The sequence below is a fragment of the Helicobacter kayseriensis genome (assembly GCF_021300655.1).
GTDB classification, from domain to species: domain Bacteria; phylum Campylobacterota; class Campylobacteria; order Campylobacterales; family Helicobacteraceae; genus Helicobacter_G; species Helicobacter_G kayseriensis.
The window spans coordinates 37,144-58,821 of sequence record NZ_JAJTNB010000007.1 but is presented as its reverse complement, the minus strand read 5'-3'; the positions used below and the strand labels follow the sequence as shown (position 1 = coordinate 58,821).

Annotated in this window: 7 protein-coding genes; 5 read left to right on the top strand and 2 right to left on the bottom strand. The window is 38.3% G+C overall.

Going from position 1 to position 21,678, the window contains the following annotated elements; all coding sequences use genetic code 11:
• Positions 1-42: 42 nt before the first annotated feature.
• Positions 43-795, bottom strand: a complete 753-nt coding sequence (locus LW137_RS05650) for an outer membrane beta-barrel protein (RefSeq protein ID WP_233034072.1) — start codon at positions 793-795, stop codon at positions 43-45.
• 74 nt (positions 796-869) lie between these two features.
• Positions 870-3,014, bottom strand: a complete 2,145-nt coding sequence (gene flgE / locus LW137_RS05645; RefSeq protein WP_233034070.1) for a flagellar hook protein FlgE — start codon at positions 3,012-3,014, stop codon at positions 870-872.
• 91 nt (positions 3,015-3,105) lie between these two features.
• On the opposite strand from flgE, the gene recG reads away from it, so the two are divergent.
• The 5 genes from recG to LW137_RS05620 all read left to right on the top strand — a co-directional run bounded on the left by recG (position 3,106) and on the right by LW137_RS05620 (position 21,500).
• Positions 3,106-4,905: an ATP-dependent DNA helicase RecG gene (gene recG / locus LW137_RS05640; protein ID WP_233034068.1), complete on the top strand. Its 1,800-nt coding sequence runs from the start codon at positions 3,106-3,108 to the stop codon at positions 4,903-4,905.
• Between the two features lie 54 nt (positions 4,906-4,959).
• A complete protein-coding gene (gene bamA, locus LW137_RS05635) occupies positions 4,960-7,260 on the top strand; it encodes an outer membrane protein assembly factor BamA (RefSeq protein WP_233034066.1) in 2,301 nt (766 codons plus the stop codon).
• Positions 7,260-8,309, top strand: coding sequence for a dehypoxanthine futalosine cyclase (locus LW137_RS05630; protein ID WP_233034064.1), 1,050 nt, complete (start codon positions 7,260-7,262; stop codon positions 8,307-8,309). Before bamA ends, LW137_RS05630 begins: the two co-directional genes overlap by 1 nt.
• The gene (locus tag LW137_RS05625) at positions 8,306-9,589 is read left to right on the top strand and encodes a M16 family metallopeptidase (RefSeq protein ID WP_233034063.1); all 1,284 of its coding nucleotides are present in this window, start codon (positions 8,306-8,308) and stop codon (positions 9,587-9,589) included. Before LW137_RS05630 ends, LW137_RS05625 begins: the two co-directional genes overlap by 4 nt.
• Before the next feature lie 412 nt (positions 9,590-10,001).
• The gene (locus LW137_RS05620) at positions 10,002-21,500 is read left to right on the top strand and encodes a hypothetical protein (protein ID WP_233034061.1); all 11,499 of its coding nucleotides are present in this window, start codon (positions 10,002-10,004) and stop codon (positions 21,498-21,500) included.
• The last annotated feature ends 178 nt before the right edge of the window (positions 21,501-21,678 follow it).

Below are 21,678 nucleotides of genomic sequence, written 5' to 3'. Positions count from 1 at the left end.
TTAGATTGTATTTTTAATTTAAATTATGTTTCCATTCCATTTTTAAAAGCGATAAGCATACGAAAATGAAAAATAGCTTGGCGTGCTAGAAATATTTTGTTTAAAAAGATATTCTTTTCGTGAACCATTTTCTATATATTTCCATTTTGAATCAAAATGCAAAACACCTCCAAAGCGATAATTGAGAGCAAACTGATGTGCTTGATAATAATAGTGTAAGCCAATTGAAGGGTAGATCGAATGTTCTGTGGGGAGCTCTTTGGCAGTGATTTTGTCTATATTATCAATGCGAAGATCACCAAATCCAATAAGCCTAAATTGTCCACTTTCAAAGCCAAAATGTGTATAGCGATACCCTACTCCAAGATTGAGTCCTAGCGCATGATCTCCCCTCTCCCAAAAATCCCAAAGAAACTCAAGATCAAGCCCTGTTTTGATAAGGAGGTAGTTGTTTTCATAGCTAGAAATGAATTTTTGAGGGGCATCAAGATATTCGACATTCTCTTTAAGTGATCCAAGTCCAAAGTATCCAGATGCGCGAAGCCCTAGGCTTTGTGTGAAATAATGTTGATAGCCAAGCTTAACCCCTCCATTGAAAGAGACAGAAGTTTCCCCTGATGCATCAAGTCTATTATAAAGATCTACCCATCGCCCCCTGTCATTAATTAGTGGTCGATCAAATCGACTACTTTCAAGATTCCCTTCGATTCCAATGAGTATTCCTGACTTATTTTCCATTCCATTTGCGATGAGAATGCTAAAAAGCACCAAAGCTATAATGCGATGATATTTCATATGGTGTTTCCTTGTAAAGTTTTTAAGCATTCTACAAAAAAATAAGATTTAGAGAGCAAGAAGTGCACTCAAGCTTATTGCTTGAGTGCTAGGAGAGTGTTGAGGATTTGATCAGAGGTTGTGACAGTTTTGGAGTTGGCTTGGAATCCTCTTTGAGTGACGATGAGCTGGGTGAGGCTTCTGCTCAAATCCACATTACTCATTTCTAGTTTGCTTCCAGAGATTCCCCCTCGCTTTCCTGTGTTGGGCGCTCCGATTGTGGGTGCTCCAGAGTTTGAGCTTTGGCTAAAGAGGTTTCCTCCTTCTGCACGAAGTCCTGCGTTATTGGCAAAGTTGGCAAGTGCGACTTGAGCAAGCGCAAGGGTGCGCCCATTGCTAAAGGCTCCCAAAAGTGTCCCATTGTTATCAAATCGAATATCTGCAAGATCTCCTGCTTGATATCCATTTTGATCGATAGCATAAGTCTCAGAGATTTTATCCACGCTTGTAAGACCATCAAAAGATTTATTTGATCCAAAGGCTAGATCGATTCTTTGAGGAGTTTTGGCTCCATTTTGAGGTTCAAGCTCGATTGCAGGGGGATAGATACCCGCAAGGCTTCCATCTCCATTGAATGTGACTCTGCCGCCCTCCAAAATATTTGGATAAGCTTCGCTTGCCCCTACAAGTCTTGCTGGAGTGGGAACAATAGCACGGAATTTCCATTCTAAAGGACCGCTTTTGTAAAATTCGATTCTGACATTGTGCTTAGAGCCTAAAGAATCAAAGACATCAATGCTTGCATTGTGGATAGCTTTTGTAAAACGCTCGCTTGTTGTAGGTTTTCCACCCTCGACCAGAGCTGTTGTATTGAGTGCCGCCATCGCATCTTTAAAAAGCACATTGCTTGCGATATTGTCAGAAGAGTAGCTTGTAACCAAAACATTCAAAATATCATCTTGTCCATTTCCATCATCCTTATTGAGGATTTCAAACATTCCATATTGATTGACGGTGACTGAAACTGTTGAGGTGCTATCTTTGTATGGACCATCAGGATTTTTGACCATATTGGCATCATGTTGCATTAGTTCTCTGAGTTGTTCTGTGGTTTTAAATTGTCCTGTGGTGAAATCAGGCTCATTGTTTGTAGTGTATTTGTAGCGGAATGAAGTGATATCAGCATCTCCATTGGCAAAGTTTGCAAACACTCCTGTCCCTGAATCGGTGATAATGATGTTTTTGAGATTTTCATTTCCATCAAGTTCATTTTTGTTTTCAAGTCTAAGCACACCATTTTCGATAAATGCTGTTACGCCGGTTTGTTTGGTAGCGGCATTGATCGCATCTTTTGCTGCAGTTAGAGAGCTAATTCCGCTTGCATTAGAATCATTGCTAAAACTAATTAGCGCACCATTGAGCCCTAGAGTGCTTACTCCTGAAGTGTCTTTGATCTCTCGGAGCATTTGAGAGTTTTTGTAGCTCACCCAGATCCCTTGATCTTCTGTGAGAGCCATTGCATCTCCCTCAGAGTTGAAAAGAACGCCCATATCCTCTGCATTTTGTTGGAGTTTGAATTTGGAATCATAGATAGGATTTGTTCCATCTGCTTTTGTTCTGACTGCAGAATCAAGGACAGAAATGCTTTCCATTTGTTCGATTTTTCGCCCAGAGTTGAGATTGGCACGCAAAGAGATTGAAGAAGAAGAGCGTGCGGGCATAACCATTGATGGATCAATTTGGATTCCTTGGGCAGGACCTGAGTTATCGACTTTAAACATTGTTTGATCTGTAAGGTTTTCAAGATTGCTATCTCTCACCCATCCTTGCACAACTTGTCCGCCTGTTGTGACAAGATTCCCATTTGCATCAAAAAGAAATTCCCCATTTCTTGTAAATTTTTGAGTCACCCCTTTGTCTGAGCTGACGACAAAGAAACCATCTCCCTCAATAGCCAAATCAGATTTGACATCTGTGTTTTGCAAACTCCCTTGAGAAAAAACCTTTGTTGTTGCGCCTATGCCAACGCCTAGCCCTATAGATTTGTCGTTTTGTCCGCCCAAACCTGTATTCAGTGGGGAGGTCGCAGCATTGCTGACTTGTGAGAGCATATCTGTAAAGGATGCTCTAGAGTATTTAAATCCCACTGTATTGACATTGGCGATATTGTTACTCTCAACATCTAAAGCGACTTGATGAGCTTGCATTCCACCCACACCTGACCATAATGATCTCAACATTTTTTATCCTTCTTCAATAATTTTTGAAACTTACAAAGCAAAACTTATTCCAAAAAGATAGAATCTTCCAAAAACAAAAGATGTAAATATAATGAAAGAGAATCTGGAGAATAGCTTTTCAAAAATCTTAACTGAGATATTGCTTCATCCGCCCATAGATTATCAAAATCTAGTTTTGATTTCTGAGCTTAAAAATGCGACTTGGGGGGTTTTGAGGATACAGCCCATTGAGCATCAAAAGACGCATAAAGTATTGAAAATTAGAGCATTGATTTTAGATTTTGATCAAACCCTTGAGGTTACGATTTTTCACCCCAAGCCTTTTCATTTGATTCTTTTTTCTATCGGAAAGATAGTTTATGTTTATGGGATGCTTCAAAAAAGATTTGGTTATGAGATGATTCAGCCAAAGATTGTGAAAGAATTTGGTGAGATTATTCCTGTCTTTTCTAGAAATAAAGCCAAAAATTCACAGATGCGTAAGCTCATCAAAGAATATCTTACTCAAGAGAATCTAGAAAAGATGCTATTGCCCAAGGCAGTGATTGAGGAGGTGATGCAGGTGTTTTATCCATCTTTTGAGTTTTTTGTGCAATTTGAAAAATACAAAGGATTACCTCCAAAAACTTTGGAAATTTTTAAAATGCTTGAAATTTGTTTTCATCTTCATAAAATGCGTAAAAAAAAGAAGCTCTTTCCCTCAAAATTTCAATGCCATGGTGATTATGCACATTTTATCTCTTCTCTTCCTTTTGTATTGACTCAGGGACAGAATCAGGCAATTGCAGAAATTTCTAAAGATCTCAAGAGTCCTATTGCTTGCAAGAGGATTGTGATGGGAGATGTGGGGTGTGGCAAAACGATTGTGATTTTGGCAAGTGTGATGATGGTGTATCCCTATAAGTCGATTTTGATGGCACCTACGACAATCTTAGCACAACAACTTTATCAAGAAGCTCTAAAATTTCTTCCCCCATCGCTTTCAGTGGGACTATTTACAAGTGAAAGCAAGGAGCAGAATTTTTTGGGGTTTGATTTTGTGATTGGCACTCAAGCATTGCTTTATAAAAATGAAAATCTCAGTGATTTTGCTCTTGTGATGACAGATGAGCAACATCGATTTGGGACGATGCAACGCCATACATTAGAAAAATTTGCAAGCAAAGGAGGGAAGAAGCCCCATATCTTGCAATTCTCAGCCACTCCTATCCCTAGGACAATGGCGATGTTGCAATCAGAACTCATTGCTCATACATTTATTCTAGATACTCCTTTTAAAAAAGATATTTCAACACAAGTGTTTAGAAAAAAAGATTTTCCTGCTTTGTTAGATCATATCCGATCAGAGATCGCACAAGATCATCAAGTCGCGATCGTTTATCCTTTGGTAGAAGAGAGCGAGAATTTTTCTTATATGCCTCTAAAAAAAGCGCAAGAGTATTGGTGCAAGCATTTTGAGAGGGTATATAGCACAAGCGGAGGGGATAAGAATAAAGATGAGGTGATTGAGGAGTTTAGGGATAAGGGGGCGATTTTATTGAGCACAACGGTGATTGAGGTGGGAATCTCTCTTCCGCGTTTAAGCACGATTGTGATTGTGGGTGCTGAGAGAATGGGGTTTGCGACACTTCATCAATTGCGTGGGAGGGTGAGTCGCAATGGGCTGAAGGGATATTGTTTTTTATTTACTCATCAGGAGCACTCTAGGCGCTTGGATGAATTTGTAAGGACAAAAAATGGATTTGAAATTGCCGAGCTTGATTTGCGTTATAGGAAATCTGGAGATTTGCTTGAGGGCAAAAATCAAAGCGGAGATGAATTTGTGTTTTTTGACCCTGCTCAAGACCTCCAAATCCTGCAAAAAGCAAAGGAACTCCAAATCAAAATATAGATATAATTGCTCCTTTTTGTTTGAATCGTAAAATATAATTTTTAGGAAATGTGATTGAAAAAAATACTTCTTTTTTTCTTGATGGTAGGCATAATCTTTGCAGAGACTGCCCTTATCCCCCCAAAGATTTCAAAGTCTCAAAAGGGCGATATTGTCAAAGCAGTCAAATACCACAATATCGTCTATATCTCTGAAGTCATTGCAAATGAAATCTCAGGTATTTCTACCGGAGAAAAACTGGATTATAAAGCATTAGATCGAGCGATTCGGTCGTTTTATGATCAAGGGTATTTTGAAGATATTTGGGTGAGCTTTGATTCGGGTGTGCTGAATTTTTACTTCAAAGAAAAGCCAAGAATAGGAAGTATAGAAATCAAAGGCTATGGGAATGAGTCGGATCGAACCGCTTTGATTGAGCAATTGGGGCTCAAGCGTGGGGATATGTTTGATGCGATCAAGCTTGAAAAATCCAAGCAAACGATCAAAGCAGTCTTGGAACAAAAGGGATATTATGGGAGTGTGATTGAATTCCAATCTGAACCTATTGCACAGAGCAATGCCTATAACTTAACAGTCAATATCAACCAAGGGAATGAGATCATTATCCGAAAGGCAGTCTATGAGGGAAGAAAAGAGCTATCTGTCAAAGATATTGAGGCATTGAGTGCCAACAAAGAACGAGATTTTATGGGGTGGATGTGGGGATTGAATGATGGAAAACTTCACTTAAGTGAGTTGGAATACGATCCTTTGAGAATCCAAGATGCTTATATGCGAAAAGGATTTTTGGATGCTCAAATTTCCTCTCCATTTTTGAGTGTAAATTTTAATGATTACAATGCAAAACTTTTCTATAAGATCACAGAGGGGACGCGTTATAAAGTTTCTGATATTGAGATTGTCTTAGAAACTCCTGTGATTCCTGAAGATCAACTTTACTTTGGGCTCAAACTCAAAAAGGGAGAGTATTTTGATGTGCAAAATCTCAGAGCAGATATGGATTTGATTAAAACAAAAGTTGCTGATATTGGCTATCCCTTTGCCAATGTCAATCCTGATTTGGACAAAAGTGATGGCGAAGTAAAGGTGATTTACTATGTCAGTGTAGGGAAGAAGGTTTATATTAATGATGTGATTATTTCGGGGAATACTCGCACAAGTGATCGCATTATAAGGCGTGAGATCTTGCTTGCACCGGGGGATTTATATAATCTCACAAGTGTTAGAGAATCTGAAAATGCATTGAGAAGATTGGGATTTTTTGAATCTGTCAAAATCGACACAAGACGCATCAGTGAAGATTCAATGGATCTTTTGGTGAGCGTTGTAGAGACTAGGACGGGTGAATTGATGTTTGGCTTGGGGTATGGAAGCTATGACAAAATCACTGTGAATGCCTCTGTGAGAGAGAGAAATCTCTTTGGAACAGGAAATAGCGGTCAAGTCTATATGGATATTTCCAAAACTCGTCAAATGTATAATATCGGACTGACAAATCCTAGAATCTTTGATAGTCGCTTTAGCTTTTCATTTGAGGTTTTTAGAAGCTCTTATGTGGATTGGAATTACACAGAGACCAATACTGGATTTACAACCTCTGTTGGACGACTTTTGACCAATACTTTAAGATTTTCTTTGGCCTTTGGGGTAGGGCGCACCAACATCACAGACTTTGCAGGAGGGACAGAGAGCTTCTATCGCACGATTTTTACCAATCCTAATCCTTGGAAAATCTCTCTTACCCCAAGTTTGAGTTTTGATAATACAGATAATTATTACTTCCCACAAAATGGAATCATCGCCTCTACTTATGTTGAATATGCAGGGCTTGGAGGAGATGAAAATTACACAAAGCTCTATGGAAAGTTTGCGATTTATCATCATCTCAAAAAATGGATGCCTATTGATTTGATTGCGCGATACAAGGCTCAAGCGGGATATGTGTTTGAAGAGGGATATACTCCTATTAACAATCTCTTCTCTATGGGTGGGATTAGCACGGTTAGAGGGTATCAGAGTGGCTCTCTCTCTCCTGCTCCTGTGGGATTCGATGGTTTATATGTGGGTGGAAATTATATGTTTACAAACTCGATTGAATTGAGCTATGGGCTTTTGGAATCATTGCAGATGAGGGTTTCTGCTTTTTATGATTTTGGGATTATTGGAAATCACAAGAGAAATTTTCCTTATCCTTATGTGTTGAGCGATAAGCCTATTGTGCGTCAATCTGCTGGACTTGCAATTGAATGGGTTTCTCCTATTGGGCCTATCGTGCTTGTCTTTCCTTGGGCGATCAAGCCTCAACCTGGAGATAAAACCTCAAACTTTGAATTTACAATGGGGACAAGATTCTAATGAAACGCTATAGTGAAAAAGAAGCTTTAGAAGTATTGCAACATTTTCCTCTTAAGACATTGGGAAAAATGGCCAACGAAGTAAGAAAAAGCCTCCATCCTCAAGATATTACGACTTTTATCATTGATCGCAATATTAATTACACCAATATTTGTTGGGTGGATTGTAAATTTTGTGCCTTTAAAAGAAGAGTGAATGAAGAGGGAACTTATATTTTAAGTTTTGAGGAAATTGATGCAAAAATTGATGAATTGATTGAGATTGGCGGGACTCAGATTCTGTTTCAAGGGGGAGTGCATCCTAAGCTAAAGATAGAATGGTATGAAGACTTAGTATCCCATATTCACAAAAAATATCCCAAGATCACCATCCATGGATTTTCAGCTATTGAGATTAATTACATCGCCAAAATTTCCCAAATCCCTATTTCAGAAGTGCTTATGCGTCTTCAAAGTGCTGGACTTAGTTCCATCCCTGGGGCAGGTGCTGAGATATTGAGCGATCGCGTTAGAGATGTGATTGCTCCCAAAAAGCTTTCTGTCAATGAGTGGCTAGAAGTGCATCGTGAAGCTCATAAAATCGGAATGAAAACAACAGCAACGATGATGTTTGGCAGTGTCGAAAAAGATGAAGATATTATTGAGCATCTTACTCATATTCGTAATTTGCAAGATGAATATGGAGGATTTCGAGCATTTATTGCATGGAGTTTTCAACCAAAATATACTCCACTGCATCACGAATTTCCTCATTTGTTTTCGGCAAGTTCAAACCGCTATTTGAGAATCTTGGCAACCTCAAGACTCTTTTTGGATAATGTCAAAAATATCCAAAGCTCTTGGGTGACGCAGGGAAGACATATTGGACAACTCGCTTTGCTTTTTGGAGCCAATGATCTAGGAAGTGTTATGATGGAGGAAAATGTCGTTTCAAGTGCTGGGGTCAGTCATCGTATGAATACACAAGAGATGATTGCTCTTATCAAAGATCTTGGCTTTATCCCCGCTAAGCGCAATACAGCTTATGAGATTTTGGAGGAATATGTATGAGAAGCTTGATTTTATTTATGTTTGTGTTAGGAGGAATTATGCTCGGTGCAAATCTTAAAACGATTCAGATCAATGGAATCAAAATCCCAGTGATTTATGAGAAAAGTTCTATTATTCCTACTGGGGCAGTCCAACTTGTCTTTTCTGGATCAGGAAGCGCATATAATGAGGGTATTCAAGGACTTTCCTATCTTTCTTCTTTGCTTTTAAATGAGGGGACAAAGGAGTTTGGTGGAGTGAAATTTGCCTCTCTTTTGGAAGAAAAGGCGATTTCTTTGTATGCATCTAGCTCTCAAGAGTTTCTTGAAATTGACCTTTCTTTTTTGAAAGATCAGGAAGAAGAAGCCCTAAAATTGCTTGCAATGCTTTTGCAGTCTCCAAATCTTACAGAAAAGGCACTAAATAAGGTGAAGCAAACAGCTACAGCCTCATTGCTGGCAAAAGAAAACGATTATGACTATCTTGCAAGCATTGGATTATCACAAATGCTATTTAAAAATACCCCATTGCAATATCCCTCTCGCGGGAATCCAAGGTCAATCCAAGCTATCTCTTTAAAACAGATTAAAGATTATTTAGATCGTTCTTTGTCTGTCTCAAATCTCAACATTGTCGTAGGCGGAGATCTTGAGATTGATTTGACACTTGAGAGGCTTGTTAAGATTTTAGAAAAACTTCCTATCGGTCAAAAAAGCCAAGCAAGGCATTATGATGCCAATGCAGAAGCTCAAAGCAAAACGCAATATAAGCCTACAGAGCAAGCTTATATTTATTTTGGCTCACCTTTTGTTTTGAAAGATTATAAAAATGAAGCTTATAAAGCCAAGGTGATGAGTTTTATTCTTGGGGCAAGTGGGTTTGGATCAAGAATGATGGAAGAGATTAGGGTAAAAAATGGTCTTGCATATTCGGCTTATATGCGTGTCAATCTTTCTAAGCTTGCAACTTATGCAAGTGGATACCTTCAAACAAAAATCGCCAATCAAGATCAAAGTATCAAACTTGTCAAAAAAGTCGTTGAAGGCTTTGTCAAAAATGGTGCAACGCAAGAAGAACTTGATGGAGCCAAAAAGTTTCTCTTAGGGAGTGAGCCATTGCGCAATGAGACATTAAGTCAGCGCTTAGGCACAGCATTTTCAAATTATTTTTTGGGATTGAGTCTTGATTACCAAAAGCAAGAATTGCAAAAAATCCAAGATCTTAGCCTTGATGAACTCAATGATTTTATTGCATCACATAAGGAAATTTTAGATTTGAGTTTTAGTATCGTGACGAAGTAGGCTATTGTAGGCTTTAAAAAAGGGGTGGATTGATTTGTGTTTTATTAAATCGATTATTTTGAATATCAGTTGTTCTGTGAAATTTCCTAGGATTGTAGATTTGTTTTTTAAAATGAGAATTAATTAAATAGCTTTGTCTATTGGGTTTTTTGGAACATTAGATTAATCTTATGATCATTTTCTAATTGTCATAATACGTCCTCTAAAATGACTTTGTATTCTCTACCAAGCAAAACCTTTAAATCCCCAATTTAGCCCAAAATGACCTAGAGATTTTGTGTGTTTTTTGTTCTATCAAAAGTAATAATTGTAAACTTGCTATAAGATAATTCAATAGTTTTTAAATATAATTAACTTTCTATAATATGTACTAGAAAACAAATAAACAACAAAATAAATATGGAGAAGGCTCATGAAAAAGAAAATCATAAATTCTGCTAATGGGGAGAATGGGCCCTTTAAAGAAAAATCTTTTACATCTTTGATGGCATTAGGGTTGAGCTCATTGCTTCATAGTCTTGCTATTGCAGATGAAGCGGTGGATAATCTGAAAAAAGTCTTAGAACAACAAGAGAAGGATAATCAAACTCTAAAGAATCGAATTCTTGAGGGATATTCTCCTGTTGCGGATTTGAGAAGTAATGCAAAGAGTAAATTAGGACAAACATTTGAAAAGCTAAATTCTTTAAGCTATACAGAAAAGAGTATCGAAGAAAAGGATATAGATAAGGTTTGGCAGTCAAATGTAGATAGCAACATTGCTATTAAAGCTACTAGCTTTGGCGATAGTCCAACACTTCAGCAGCAAACTACCAATATTGCTAGCGGAGCTACAGTTCGTTATATTCTAACCCCAACAGAAGGGCAAGCCGATGATTTTGATACTTTGTTTTTGACGTTTGGTAGGAAAGATTATGTCATCGGCGGCGGCGGAAATCTGTTTGTTGATCTCGATCTTTCTAAGAGTCTTGGAAGCACAAAACGCGGTGTTTTTTACTTCTGGAGAGATTCGCATGCGACATTTGATGTCAATCTTTATATTGATCTACATTCTCAAAAAAATTACAACATTGGTTCTGGTGTTTTTTCCTTAGGGTGGATTAATGGGACTTTTCACAATGCATGGAATAATGTTTTAAAAATCAATAAAAATCTTGGTGTGAGACTTGATGACAAAATGACAGGTATCAATATGATCTTCTCTTCTGATTCTAACGCAAGAACAACAAAAGCCAATGCTCTAGCAGTATTCTCCTATGAGACAGAAGTATATATCAATGCAAGAGAAGATGGAAGTGTGTATGACACAAACAATGTGATACAAATTGAAAATGGATCACTCTATTTTAATTTTAATCCTATGTATCCAGAAAGCGACAAAGGTTCTAAAAGCTATATTAATTTTTCCAATCCTTCTAGCTATCTCATAGGTGATTTGGCGATTACTGGACAGAATGATTCAACAATTTCTTCTGTAAATTTAACTTTTGGCAATGGAGCATTCTGGAAGGGGAACGCTATTCTTGATTTTAATGATAGTAAAGATAGTTCTGTCGTATCTCTTGATCACGCCACATGGACAGGAAGCGTTTATGATATTAGAAGCCCAAAAAACTCAAAGATTATCCTCGTTAATTCTTCTCTAGAAGGGGATCTTAATATTACCAATGATGCTCATAGCTCATATCTTTTTAATCAATCTGATTTTAAAGGAAGTATTAAGGGCGGGAGCTGGAGCAATCAATCGTTTCAAACAAATGGTGGCGGAGGCACCAACAGCACCATTGTTTTCACAAACACTGCTGGGAGAACTTTTGGAGATGGAAACAATAATATTGTAGATCAAAGCTTCAGAGGAGATATAGTCGGTAGCTTTAATGTATCTGCAGACTCTACAACAACTATCAAGGGAGGAAGTGATGGTAGTAAAGGTTTCCTAGGAAGTGGAAAAAATCTCTTGACCTTTGATTTTAGAAATAATGCCAAAAGCGGTGCTGAAGGTAAGCAATTCACCATCAGTGGAGGAAATGCAGATTCTGTGTATGTGATGAGTGGATTTCAGCAAAAGGGTTCAAATGAGCTTGATTTAAGCAGTCTTGATAATAATGGCAATTCTCTTTATAAAAAACTTGAAAATGCAGGAATCAAAATCAAAGTAGAAGCACAAAATGGACAAAGCGGGCATCTCAATGGAACTCTCCTCTTTCAAAAAACAAATATCAAAGTCAGTGACAATGGAAATGCTCTTTTTGCCACAAAAGAAAATATCGTAGGTTCTAACAATGATCTCAATGGTTTGGCAATGGGAGCGATGTTTGGAAATGCTATTTGGAATGATGCAAACAATGATGGGTATATCACTAAAGATGAGATCGCTGCTAATTCTGGTGGGGTAAATTATAAACTTAGCAGTGGAAGTACTTCAACCATTGATGGAGTCAATGGAGTAGATGAGAGAACTTCCACAGGAAATATTGGAAAAGCTAGCGATGGTGTCAAAAAGAAGATTGGCTTTATCTTTGCAAATGGAACAGGGGAAAATCAAGGCTATGTCTTTGGTGGAGACAAACAGGGCTACGGCGGAATGATCCTAGGTGGAACAGAAGATAGCAAATACTACTTTGCCAATGCTGGATATATCAATAGGTCTCAAGTTGAGGATGCAAAAGGGGATTTAGTCCTATTTAACACTGCTTTCCGTGGGGATTTGGGAGTAAAAAATAAAGATGTTAGCATTATTCTTGATTTCTCTGAAAATCGCAATGGGCTAAGATCAGAAACAGAAGAGGGTAATGCTAATATCGTAGGCTCTGGAAGCAAAAATATCACGTTTAATTTTACGGGTAATACAAAAAAAGAAAAATATGCAGGTGCAGTGGTAGGAGATGCTACAAAAGCAAATGTTACTGAATTGAGGAATACAGTAATGACAGATTCGGCAGATAGTCAGAGTGATTCCGATAAGGCAACTTATACGATGCTCAATCTCAAGAAAGCCGATAGTGATGGGAGCATTTCAGCCAATGATGGGATGCTCACTGTAAGCTTAGAAAAAAAGACAGCAAGCAAAACCCTTATTGATGCAATACGGGGCGCAGGACTTACAAATTTCAATAGCCCTAGCGGAAACAATCTTGGAAATAGTTATGGCAAAGATTCTGCAGAGGGCGAAGCTCAAGCTAGAAAAGATTTGGTGACGGATATTTCAGAACTTTCAAAAACCTCTACTACTCTTTCCCTTAGAGGAACAAGTCTTGATGCTACAAACATTGGTTTTGATGATTATGTCTATGATTTTGCATTTGGAACAGGTTTGGGGGAGATTGAGGGAGTTACGATCGAGGATAGCAAACTCAAAGGAACGATTGATCTGAGTCTAAATAACAATAAGGGACATAAGATTGTGATGAGGGGGGATAGCATCGAGGGAGAGGAAGCTACAATCAAATTCAATAAAGAGAACTTTGGAGGTGATTCAGGAGGAATCTTCTCTTATAATGATTTGACTGCTCAAGATTCTGTCTCTCCAAAAACATTGAAGCTCACTGTGGAGATGGATAATGCAAACTATCTTAGAAGTGGAGATCTTGTTTTTACAAAAACAAATCTTGAAGCTGATAAGCTCTATGCAAATGAGAATGTCAAGGTAAATCTTGATTTTAGAGATGGAAGAACGCTTAAAATCGATGAAATGGGTCTCAAGCTTGCTGGAGATGATAATCTAGTTGTTCATGGAAGAATTCAAAAATCTTCAAAAGAAATGAGCGCTGATGCTGCAACACTCCCAACTATCAAAGTTTCTGTCGATAATGGATATTCGGGAAAAATTGAATTGATCAATACAGGCGCTCAACTTGTTTTTAAAAACACAAATCAAAATGCTTGGTCTTCAAAAACAGCCCATTCTTTTGATCTTAGAGGAACAAGTTTAGATGTTCAAGGTGATCTTCTTGGGGGACAACTTGAGAGTGAAAGTTTCAATATGGTTTTTGCCAAGGGAGATAATGTTGAAACGACAGTTGAGAGGAATGATAAAGAGGGTAGTGGTTATTATAAAATCACAGAAGAGGGCTCAAATAATGGGCATTCAGGAAAATATGAAAATGGCGTATATGATGGAAACTACATCGCAGAATCTCAAGGAAAGCTAAAACGATTCAATACGGCTAATTCAGGTTACAATCTCACTTTTGTTGGAAAAGATTCTCATGATTTTAGCGGTCTTGGTAATGACAATAACAACCCCTTTAGACGCGATTCCTCTATGGCTTTTGCAAATGCTGGAAGTATAGATTCACAAAAAATTCAATATCTAACAACAAATAAAGATAGCAAGTCCCAAAAGGTAAAAGTTATCTTAGAAGGAACGAATCTTACAAATGGCAATAGTCTTGTTGCTGGTAACGATGTCGTCAATGTCAATTTTAATATGACATTTATAAAAGAAAGCAATGCCCCCGCTACTTTTGGTGAGGAAAGTATTAAATATGTCAATGCAGACAAGTATAGGGATCTAGCGACGACCAACGCAAATGGTGCCCTAAAAGATTCTATTCTCAAAGTTGCAGAAAGCAAATTAGATGGTGGAGTGGATTTTAAAAATGCAAGCTTTAATGTCCTCTTTGTGGGAGATGGTTCTCAAAGTCTAAGTGATAGTGCTGTCTTTAAGGGCGGATCAGCTTCTTCAGTCGTTACTTTCCGAGATAGTAATTTAAATGCTGGAAATGACACTTCATCTATTCAAAACATCAAAGGAACGATCGCTTTTGACCTTTCTCATGGCAATGAGGATATGCAAATCAGTGGAACACTAAGCAATATGTTTGGAAATGGAAGTAATGAGAGCTATAACGGCACTGGAAAATACCAAACAAATTTTAGTGATGATGTGAGTTTTGATCAACTTGTATTTGTCAGCAAAGAAGAAATTGCAAATGCACATACTCTTGAGAGCTTGAGCTCCAATGGACAATATTTTGGTGATATAGATACCTTTGGAAATCTCGCAAACCAAGATTACTCAGCTCTTGGTTCTATCAAAGATTTGGATACCTCTTCAAGCTCAAGCTTCACTCTTGCAGGTGGATCAACTATCGCCCTTAAGGGTGCAAACCAAGAGATTGTTTTTGTTGGTGAGCGATCTCATGGATTTGATGATGATGGAATTCTTGCAAGAGAATCTACCAAACTTGGAGACTCTACAGGCTCGACATTGACTTTTATTGATGCAGGAGAGCTCAAAGTCGCAAATCTTGTAAATGCTAGTAGTTCTGGACAACAAGGTAGGGGGACGATCAATCTAGTCGGGAGCACAAGTATTGAATTGAAAGAAGTAAGTAGCAGCAGTGGATTAGATGCAAGAAATACAACTCAAAAAACTCTTACGCTTTATGATGCGGGTAGCTCAGATCAACAATCTACTAGAGCAGCCATCACAGGAGAAGGTATCACGATCAATGCCATCTTCACTGGAACAAGAACTCTAGGAGAAGGTGTAGAGATCAAAAATGGTAGCAATGGTGGCGCAAGTAGTGAGTTTAATGGAGCGAAAGCTTCGAATGTGAATATTGGACAAAAGGGCGAAAAAACGATTTATCACCTTTTGTTTGATTACACAGATGCGATGCAGGGCAAAGAGAATTTAGGCTTTGGTCAATACCAAGTGTATCAAGGTAAGATCACAGGACTCACTTCTGATTCGGTGATTAAGTTTAAAAACTCTGGATATCTAAATGGAGATCAAATTGCCAATACAGATGCAATTATTCTTCTAGATAATACACAGCTTAAGAGCGATTTCCGAGGGGATTATGCAGTCTTGGATTATCGTCAAGGCAAAGAAGGGATCGCTGGGAATATCCTCACTTCTGATGTGAGAGAGGCTACTGGTGGCAGTACTCCTGTTTTGAGCCAAAAGGTGCTTACTTTTGATTTCACAGGAACAACAGCTGCGAATGAAAACCTAAAAACTCATCATATCCAAGCAGGTTACAAAGTTGCTCCGGAATACAGTAGCGAGGCCAACTCAATCCTTACTTTCCAAAATGCTCCCAAGATTACATTGGCTAATCAAGAGGGCTCAAGAGATGTCAAAATCACCACAAGCACAATCCTTAAGGGAATCGCAAGCGCAACAGGGTTTGTTCAACTTGCAAGTGCGAAAATTGATGGAAGTGATTTTAATACTAGCAACAAGCAAGGAGATCAAAAAACCTATATCCTCTCAGGCACAGAGCTAGTCTTACAGGGCACAAGTATCGATGCAAGTGGAGCGGGCAATGCGATTGTAGAAAATGACTACAATCTCAATCTTTCTTTTGATCAAAGAGAAAGTGGAAGGGGAATGAGTGGTCTTGAAGAAGAACTCTATAAATCTTCTCTTATAGCACATTCAATCACTTTGGGATCTGCTAAGCAGGCAGGAAGTTTGGGCGATGAAAGCAAGCCTTTGGGATTGTCTTTAAGTTTTCATGATGCGGGTTCTCTTGTGGGTGAGACCAAAGAGGGTGTGAGCAATGTCCTCTCAACTAGTCTTGCAAACAATGCTAGATTTAATCTCTCAGCAGAGAGCTCTAATGGCTATATAGGAACAGTTGTTTTTAATAATCCCACTATTTTAAAAGCAAAAGCTTCTCTCCCTTCATTTGGAATTCCAACGCGTGAAGTTTCCAAAGATAGCTCACTTTCTATCTCTGCAGGTTCTCTTGGATTTGTGGGAGATTTTGTTCAGAGTGATGATCTTGCTTCTGCAGGTAGGGATGCAACAGCAGGAGCGATTAATGTAGCTTTCACTGAGGAAAACAAAACCTATGGAATCTTATCCGGTAGAGGGGAGATGAATATCTCAATCCAAGAAAATGCACTCCTAGATAAAGAGACTGCAAGAAAACTAGGCTATGATGGAAGACTTCAAGATATAAACTTGCTCATTGATGCAAGCAATGCGACAGGATCAAATATCGTTCTAGCTCATAGCGAGGGCACAGGTATAGGAGTGGTTGGAAAGACTATTTCTAGCAGTGGTGCACAAAGTGCATGGACAAATCTCAATCTTGATAACACCCAAGGCAGTGTAATCTTAGATGGTGCATTTGATATAAAAGCAGCAAATATCAACTTTGATGGAATCTCTAAGGCTTTTGCGCTCTCTGGTGATGTGTTCCTCAATGTCGCCAATGGTGCATCTATCACTCTTAAAGATGCAAAAACCACAGATGGGGAGAGTAAAACTCTTATCATCAACTCAAGCACAAAAACTTCAGGGACAAGAAGAGATTTTACTTTCATTAATCTTGATTCAAACATTACTGTTGAGCTAAAGAGTTTGGAGAGTGAAGGCACTCCAAATACAAATGACTGGGGAAGTGGTGGAGATTGGAACTTTAGAGGAACCAATCTTAAGATTACTTCTGCTTTTTGGTCTGAGGGTAGTGCGGGAGATAGATTCCAAAATTATACCTTTGCAAAAGGGGCAGGAACAGAGACAACAAAGGCTAGAGAAGAAAAGACAACTCTTAAGCTTTCAGAACTGACTACAGATGACAAAATCAATGAATCTTCTCTCACAGGAGAGCTTAAGACAACAAATTCAGGAAATAATGTCAAGAACCTAATCCTTAAAAATGCAAAGATGACGTTTATTGGCAAAGATTCATTCGGGATGAGTGGAGGGAATGCAAAAATTGATGGAACCAATGGAAAAATCACCTTTGGCTTTTACAATGGCTTGGTTAAAAGTGGCAATGTGATTTTTGATAATACAAACAATGGAGAGCATGCTAATCTTGGAAAAAATGCAAATATTCAAGATGTTATCACTCTGAGAGGAACAGATACTTTTAACCTTTCTGTGAGAAAGTCAGATGGGGCAGAAGTAGAAAAAGGTCAAAATAACTCTACAATTGATGCAGTGTTTATTAATGGAACTCAAACTCCTAAAACAAGCATTATAGGAGAGCGATATATTGATGCTAATAGTGGTGATGAAGCCCTCAAAGCAACTCTTGCTCAATATGCTACAACCAATGCAGGTGGAGCACTTAGCGAATCGATTCTTAAAACAATGGAATCAAAAGCTTATGGAAATATTGCTTTAGAAGACACAGTCGCAGCGACGATGAAGTTTATTGGAGAAGACTCTCATAGCTTTGATGGAAAAGTCATTGTCAAAGGAAGTGGAGCGAGTGCAGAGTTCTACCAATATACAAAGGCTGATGGCAATCTCTCTACGCCATCAACACAAGCTAGTGATTGGAATCAGATTAAAGTTGATGATAGAGGCAATGTTTCTTTAACTCCTGTTTCAAACCCGACTGCAGGATCTGGCTATAAATATGCTCAACTGATTGGGGGGAATGTAAATTCAAGATTTGATTTTGATCATACGACTGTCGCACTTGATCTTGTAAAGTTTGCAGGCGGAAAGACGATTGTTTATAACTCCAATATAAGCGGGCAAATTGCAGTTCAGGCAAGTGGGGGTGTAGGCAATGGAGGTGCAGATGGCAGAACAGGTGGTTTAAGTATCGCAGAGACATCTTCTACGACCTTATTTTTCAATGCAAAAATGGGCACAGGAAATACTCTAGATGAGCCATCAAGTATTCAAAATCTTACAGAGATTGCTAAGCAATACATTGATTATCACTATACAAGTGCAGAGACAGGACTAGGAATCAATCTTGATTTCACAAACACGCATCAAATGACAAAATCTAACCTTGCAAATAGCAGTGGTAGCAAACAAGGAGAGGGAAAATATGCTCTTGGAACAACACAGAAGCAGACGAATATCATTTTAATCGGTAAAGATTCTGTAAAAACTGAAAATCTAAATCTTGCAATCCAAGAAAATGGAGCCTCTGCCAATAATAAGGGTCAAAGCATTGATCTTTCTTTCTTGCCGGCAAATACAGCTCAAGGAAGTGGAAAATACTCCTATACAATTATTAGTGGTGGAGACCTTGATGGGAAATATATCAACTCAGTCTTAGGATCAGACAGCACGGAAAACACTGATGTATCTGGCGTGGGTCTTACAGTCTTTGGAAAGAGTAAGGTTACTCTTGTGGATACTTATGTGGTGGGTGAGAGAAATTTTGCGCAAGTAGGCTTTATTGATGCAGGTGATTTGAGAAATCAAAAATCTTCTTGGGGTGGAGGTGAGGGAATCGATCAATTCCTTATCTTTGATTTTCATAATGGAGCAAACAATCAAAGCCTTAACAATGGAAGTGCAGATGCTGTCAATAATTCAAGTCACAACTCTCGCTATATCTTTACAAATATTGGATCTAGCACAATTTCTTTAAGTGATGGAGTAAATCTAAGAAGTGCGATCAATGCAGCCCTTAAGTCAAATAGTGGCAGAAATGGCAATAATGATGTTATTGGCAGCAATGTTAGAGGTTATCTAGGACTTAGAGGGGTGAGCGTTGAGGGAAGTATCAATGAAGATTTAGCTTGGTATGACCTTTCAAATGCTTCACAAGCTATAAATACAAATAAAGCAGGAAATTCTGTAGATATCGTCTTTAACTCTACAGAAGATATTTCTTATGTAGATGGATTTGATGAGAGTGGTGAGCACACTTTCAAAATCAAACATAATGGCAAAAATGAAGTAGCCAATATCACAGGAGAGAATACGGGAATCTCTGGTTATGCAATCTTTAAAGCAAGCAATGGGGTAAGGAGATCTGGAACTTCTCTTGAAATCAAAGGAAGTGCTCATAAAGATATTGTGTTTATCGGTGAAAAATCCATTCAAGATGGACAAGGAAATCGTGCTTTTGAAAGCTTAAAGATCTCTGGAGGAAGCAAAGAATCTCGCTATACATTCTATGCTGTAGGGGAGTTGAGTGATGGATTCTTGCAAGGTGTAAAACTCCAAAAATCTCAAGAGAAAAATCTCACAACAGATAGGGCAAATTTTGGAACTTTTGTATTTGCAGGTGGAACGCAGATCACTGGAAATATTGATGTTGATGCTTCTGAACAAGGAGGGGCCAAACTCGTGTTTGATGATGTGGTTTATCGCGGGACACTTTCTGGAAATCTAGAGAAAGATCTCAAGTTTGCACAAGGAAGCAATCATGTCAAAATTATGGATGGAGGAAATGCCTCAATCTATGATTTCTCAGCTCTTTCTGGAGGTAGTATCAACCTTGATATTGATTTTGTTCAAGCGATCCCATATGCCAATTCGAGTGTGAAATACGGTGCTTCTGTGATTAGAGGTTTTGAAAATGGCAATCTCTCTCTTATTGGGTCACTCAAGCTTGCAAAAAGTAGAAATGAGGTAGATCAAGAAGATTACTCTAATTCCTTTGCATTTAACAATCAAGCTAAATGGATTGTGACAGATAACTCAAGGGTAATGAATCTTTCTTTGAGCAATGAAGGAAGTAGTTTTAATCTTGATCTTGCTTCTGCTAAAAGAATGCAAACTTCTTTGGCAGCACAAAGCGAACAAGAAGTTCAGGTCAATAAAGATTTGAGAGTTCTTGAGGTTGGAACCCTTAGCAGTGATGGCGGGCAAGTTCTGCTTGGAACAATGATTGACCAAGAAGATCAGTCCAAGTCAATGAGCGATAAGATCAAAGCTAGTGTTATTGGTTCTGGAACTTTGTATATTACAGCGCAAGATGCAAGTATTACTTCTGGAAATTTTGATACTACGGGGGATAATGCTATTGTTTTGGTTGCAGCTGATAGCTCTTATGGAGAGATTAAAGGAGCTGAGAGAAAAGAGGGTCTTAGCTACGTTATGACGACTTTGGAGCACCAAGTAAATGCAAATGGAGAATTGGGCTCTTGGGAAAAAGTAGAAGATGAGAGTGCTGTAAGCTCTTCAGATTCTCACCGTTGGGTTCTCTCAGGATTTGATACCCGAATCAATCAAGAGTTAGTTGATGAGAGTGGTTTCCTTGTCTCTAACCCCTATCGTATGTTAATGATTGAAACAAATAATCTCAATAAGCGTATGGGAGATCTTAGGGATAATGACTATAATCAGGGTGCTTGGATTAGGGTATTTAATGGGCGCGATAGTGGAGAGGGGAGCCAAAATCTCTATACCAACATTCAACTAGGATATGATTATGCTACGGCTGCCATTGGGTCCAAAAACTATACAGGTGCAGCATTCTCTACTTCAATTGTAGATATCAATGGAAAGCAATATAGTGGTAAGGCAAACACTTATAGTGTTGCGGTGTATAACTCTCATATTGCGGATGATGGATTGTATGTGGATACGATTGCAAAGTATCTTTATACTGATCAGAAGCTTACTCCTTCTGGAAGTTCAGAATCTAGCTTTGGAAATCACGCACTTTCTTTGGGGGTTGAAGTGGGATATAGAGTTTATATGGGTGAGTCTAACTTTTATTTTGAATCTCAGGCAGAGCTAATTGGAGGGCTTATTTTTGGAGTTAAAGATATTGATATGGGGATGATTGGCGGAAGACACATTACAGGTGAGCTCAAAACTACAACCGCATTAAATGCAAGAGTAGGGGTAGTCCAAGGTTATTCTTTAAAAACACAGAGTGGATTTGGAGCTGATTTTAGGTTTGGAACAAGTCTTGTCAATGAATTTGTAAGCGAAAAAAATTCTGTAAGACTTTATGATGGGATTACAGAGGCTAGAACAAGTATTGGCAATGATACTAAAGTGGTGCTTAATGTAGGGACAAGCCTTATCCTCACAGATCAGTGGAGAGTATATCTTGATGCTGAAAAAAGCTTTGGTGGAAGTAGAAATACAGATTATCAAGCCAATGTTGGAGCTAGATTTAGCTTTGGAGATAAGGTTAATTCATTGCCTAAGTCTCAAGAGATTACTCCTCTTAAATTGAAAGATAAAGAAGAGATAAAAAAAGTTCAAGAAACAGAGCAAGAGCAGTAAAACCACAATTTTGCTTCTAGACCTAAAAGTGGGTCTAGAATAGCAAGAGAACGATTCTGCAAACACTTCCTAATTTTCTTCACTTCACTTTTTCTAACCGAAATGATCAAATAAATTTATATTAAAGACTTCAAAAAGTTTAGATATTGATAATTTTTTGGGAATTAAGGGATGTAAA

Bases quoted from the DNA above. Each gene is read 5' to 3' on its own strand.
- LW137_RS05625 (WP_233034063.1), top strand. From the start codon at position 8,306: ATGAGAAGCTTGATTTTATTTATGTTTGTGTTAGGAGGAATTATGCTC.
- LW137_RS05620 (WP_233034061.1), top strand. From the start codon at position 10,002: ATGAAAAAGAAAATCATAAATTCTGCTAATGGGGAGAATGGGCCCTTT.
- flgE (WP_233034070.1), bottom strand. From the start codon at position 3,014: ATGTTGAGATCATTATGGTCAGGTGTGGGTGGAATGCAAGCTCATCAA.
- LW137_RS05650 (WP_233034072.1), bottom strand. From the start codon at position 795: ATGAAATATCATCGCATTATAGCTTTGGTGCTTTTTAGCATTCTCATC.
- recG (WP_233034068.1), top strand. From the start codon at position 3,106: ATGAAAGAGAATCTGGAGAATAGCTTTTCAAAAATCTTAACTGAGATA.
- LW137_RS05630 (WP_233034064.1), top strand. From the start codon at position 7,260: ATGAAACGCTATAGTGAAAAAGAAGCTTTAGAAGTATTGCAACATTTT.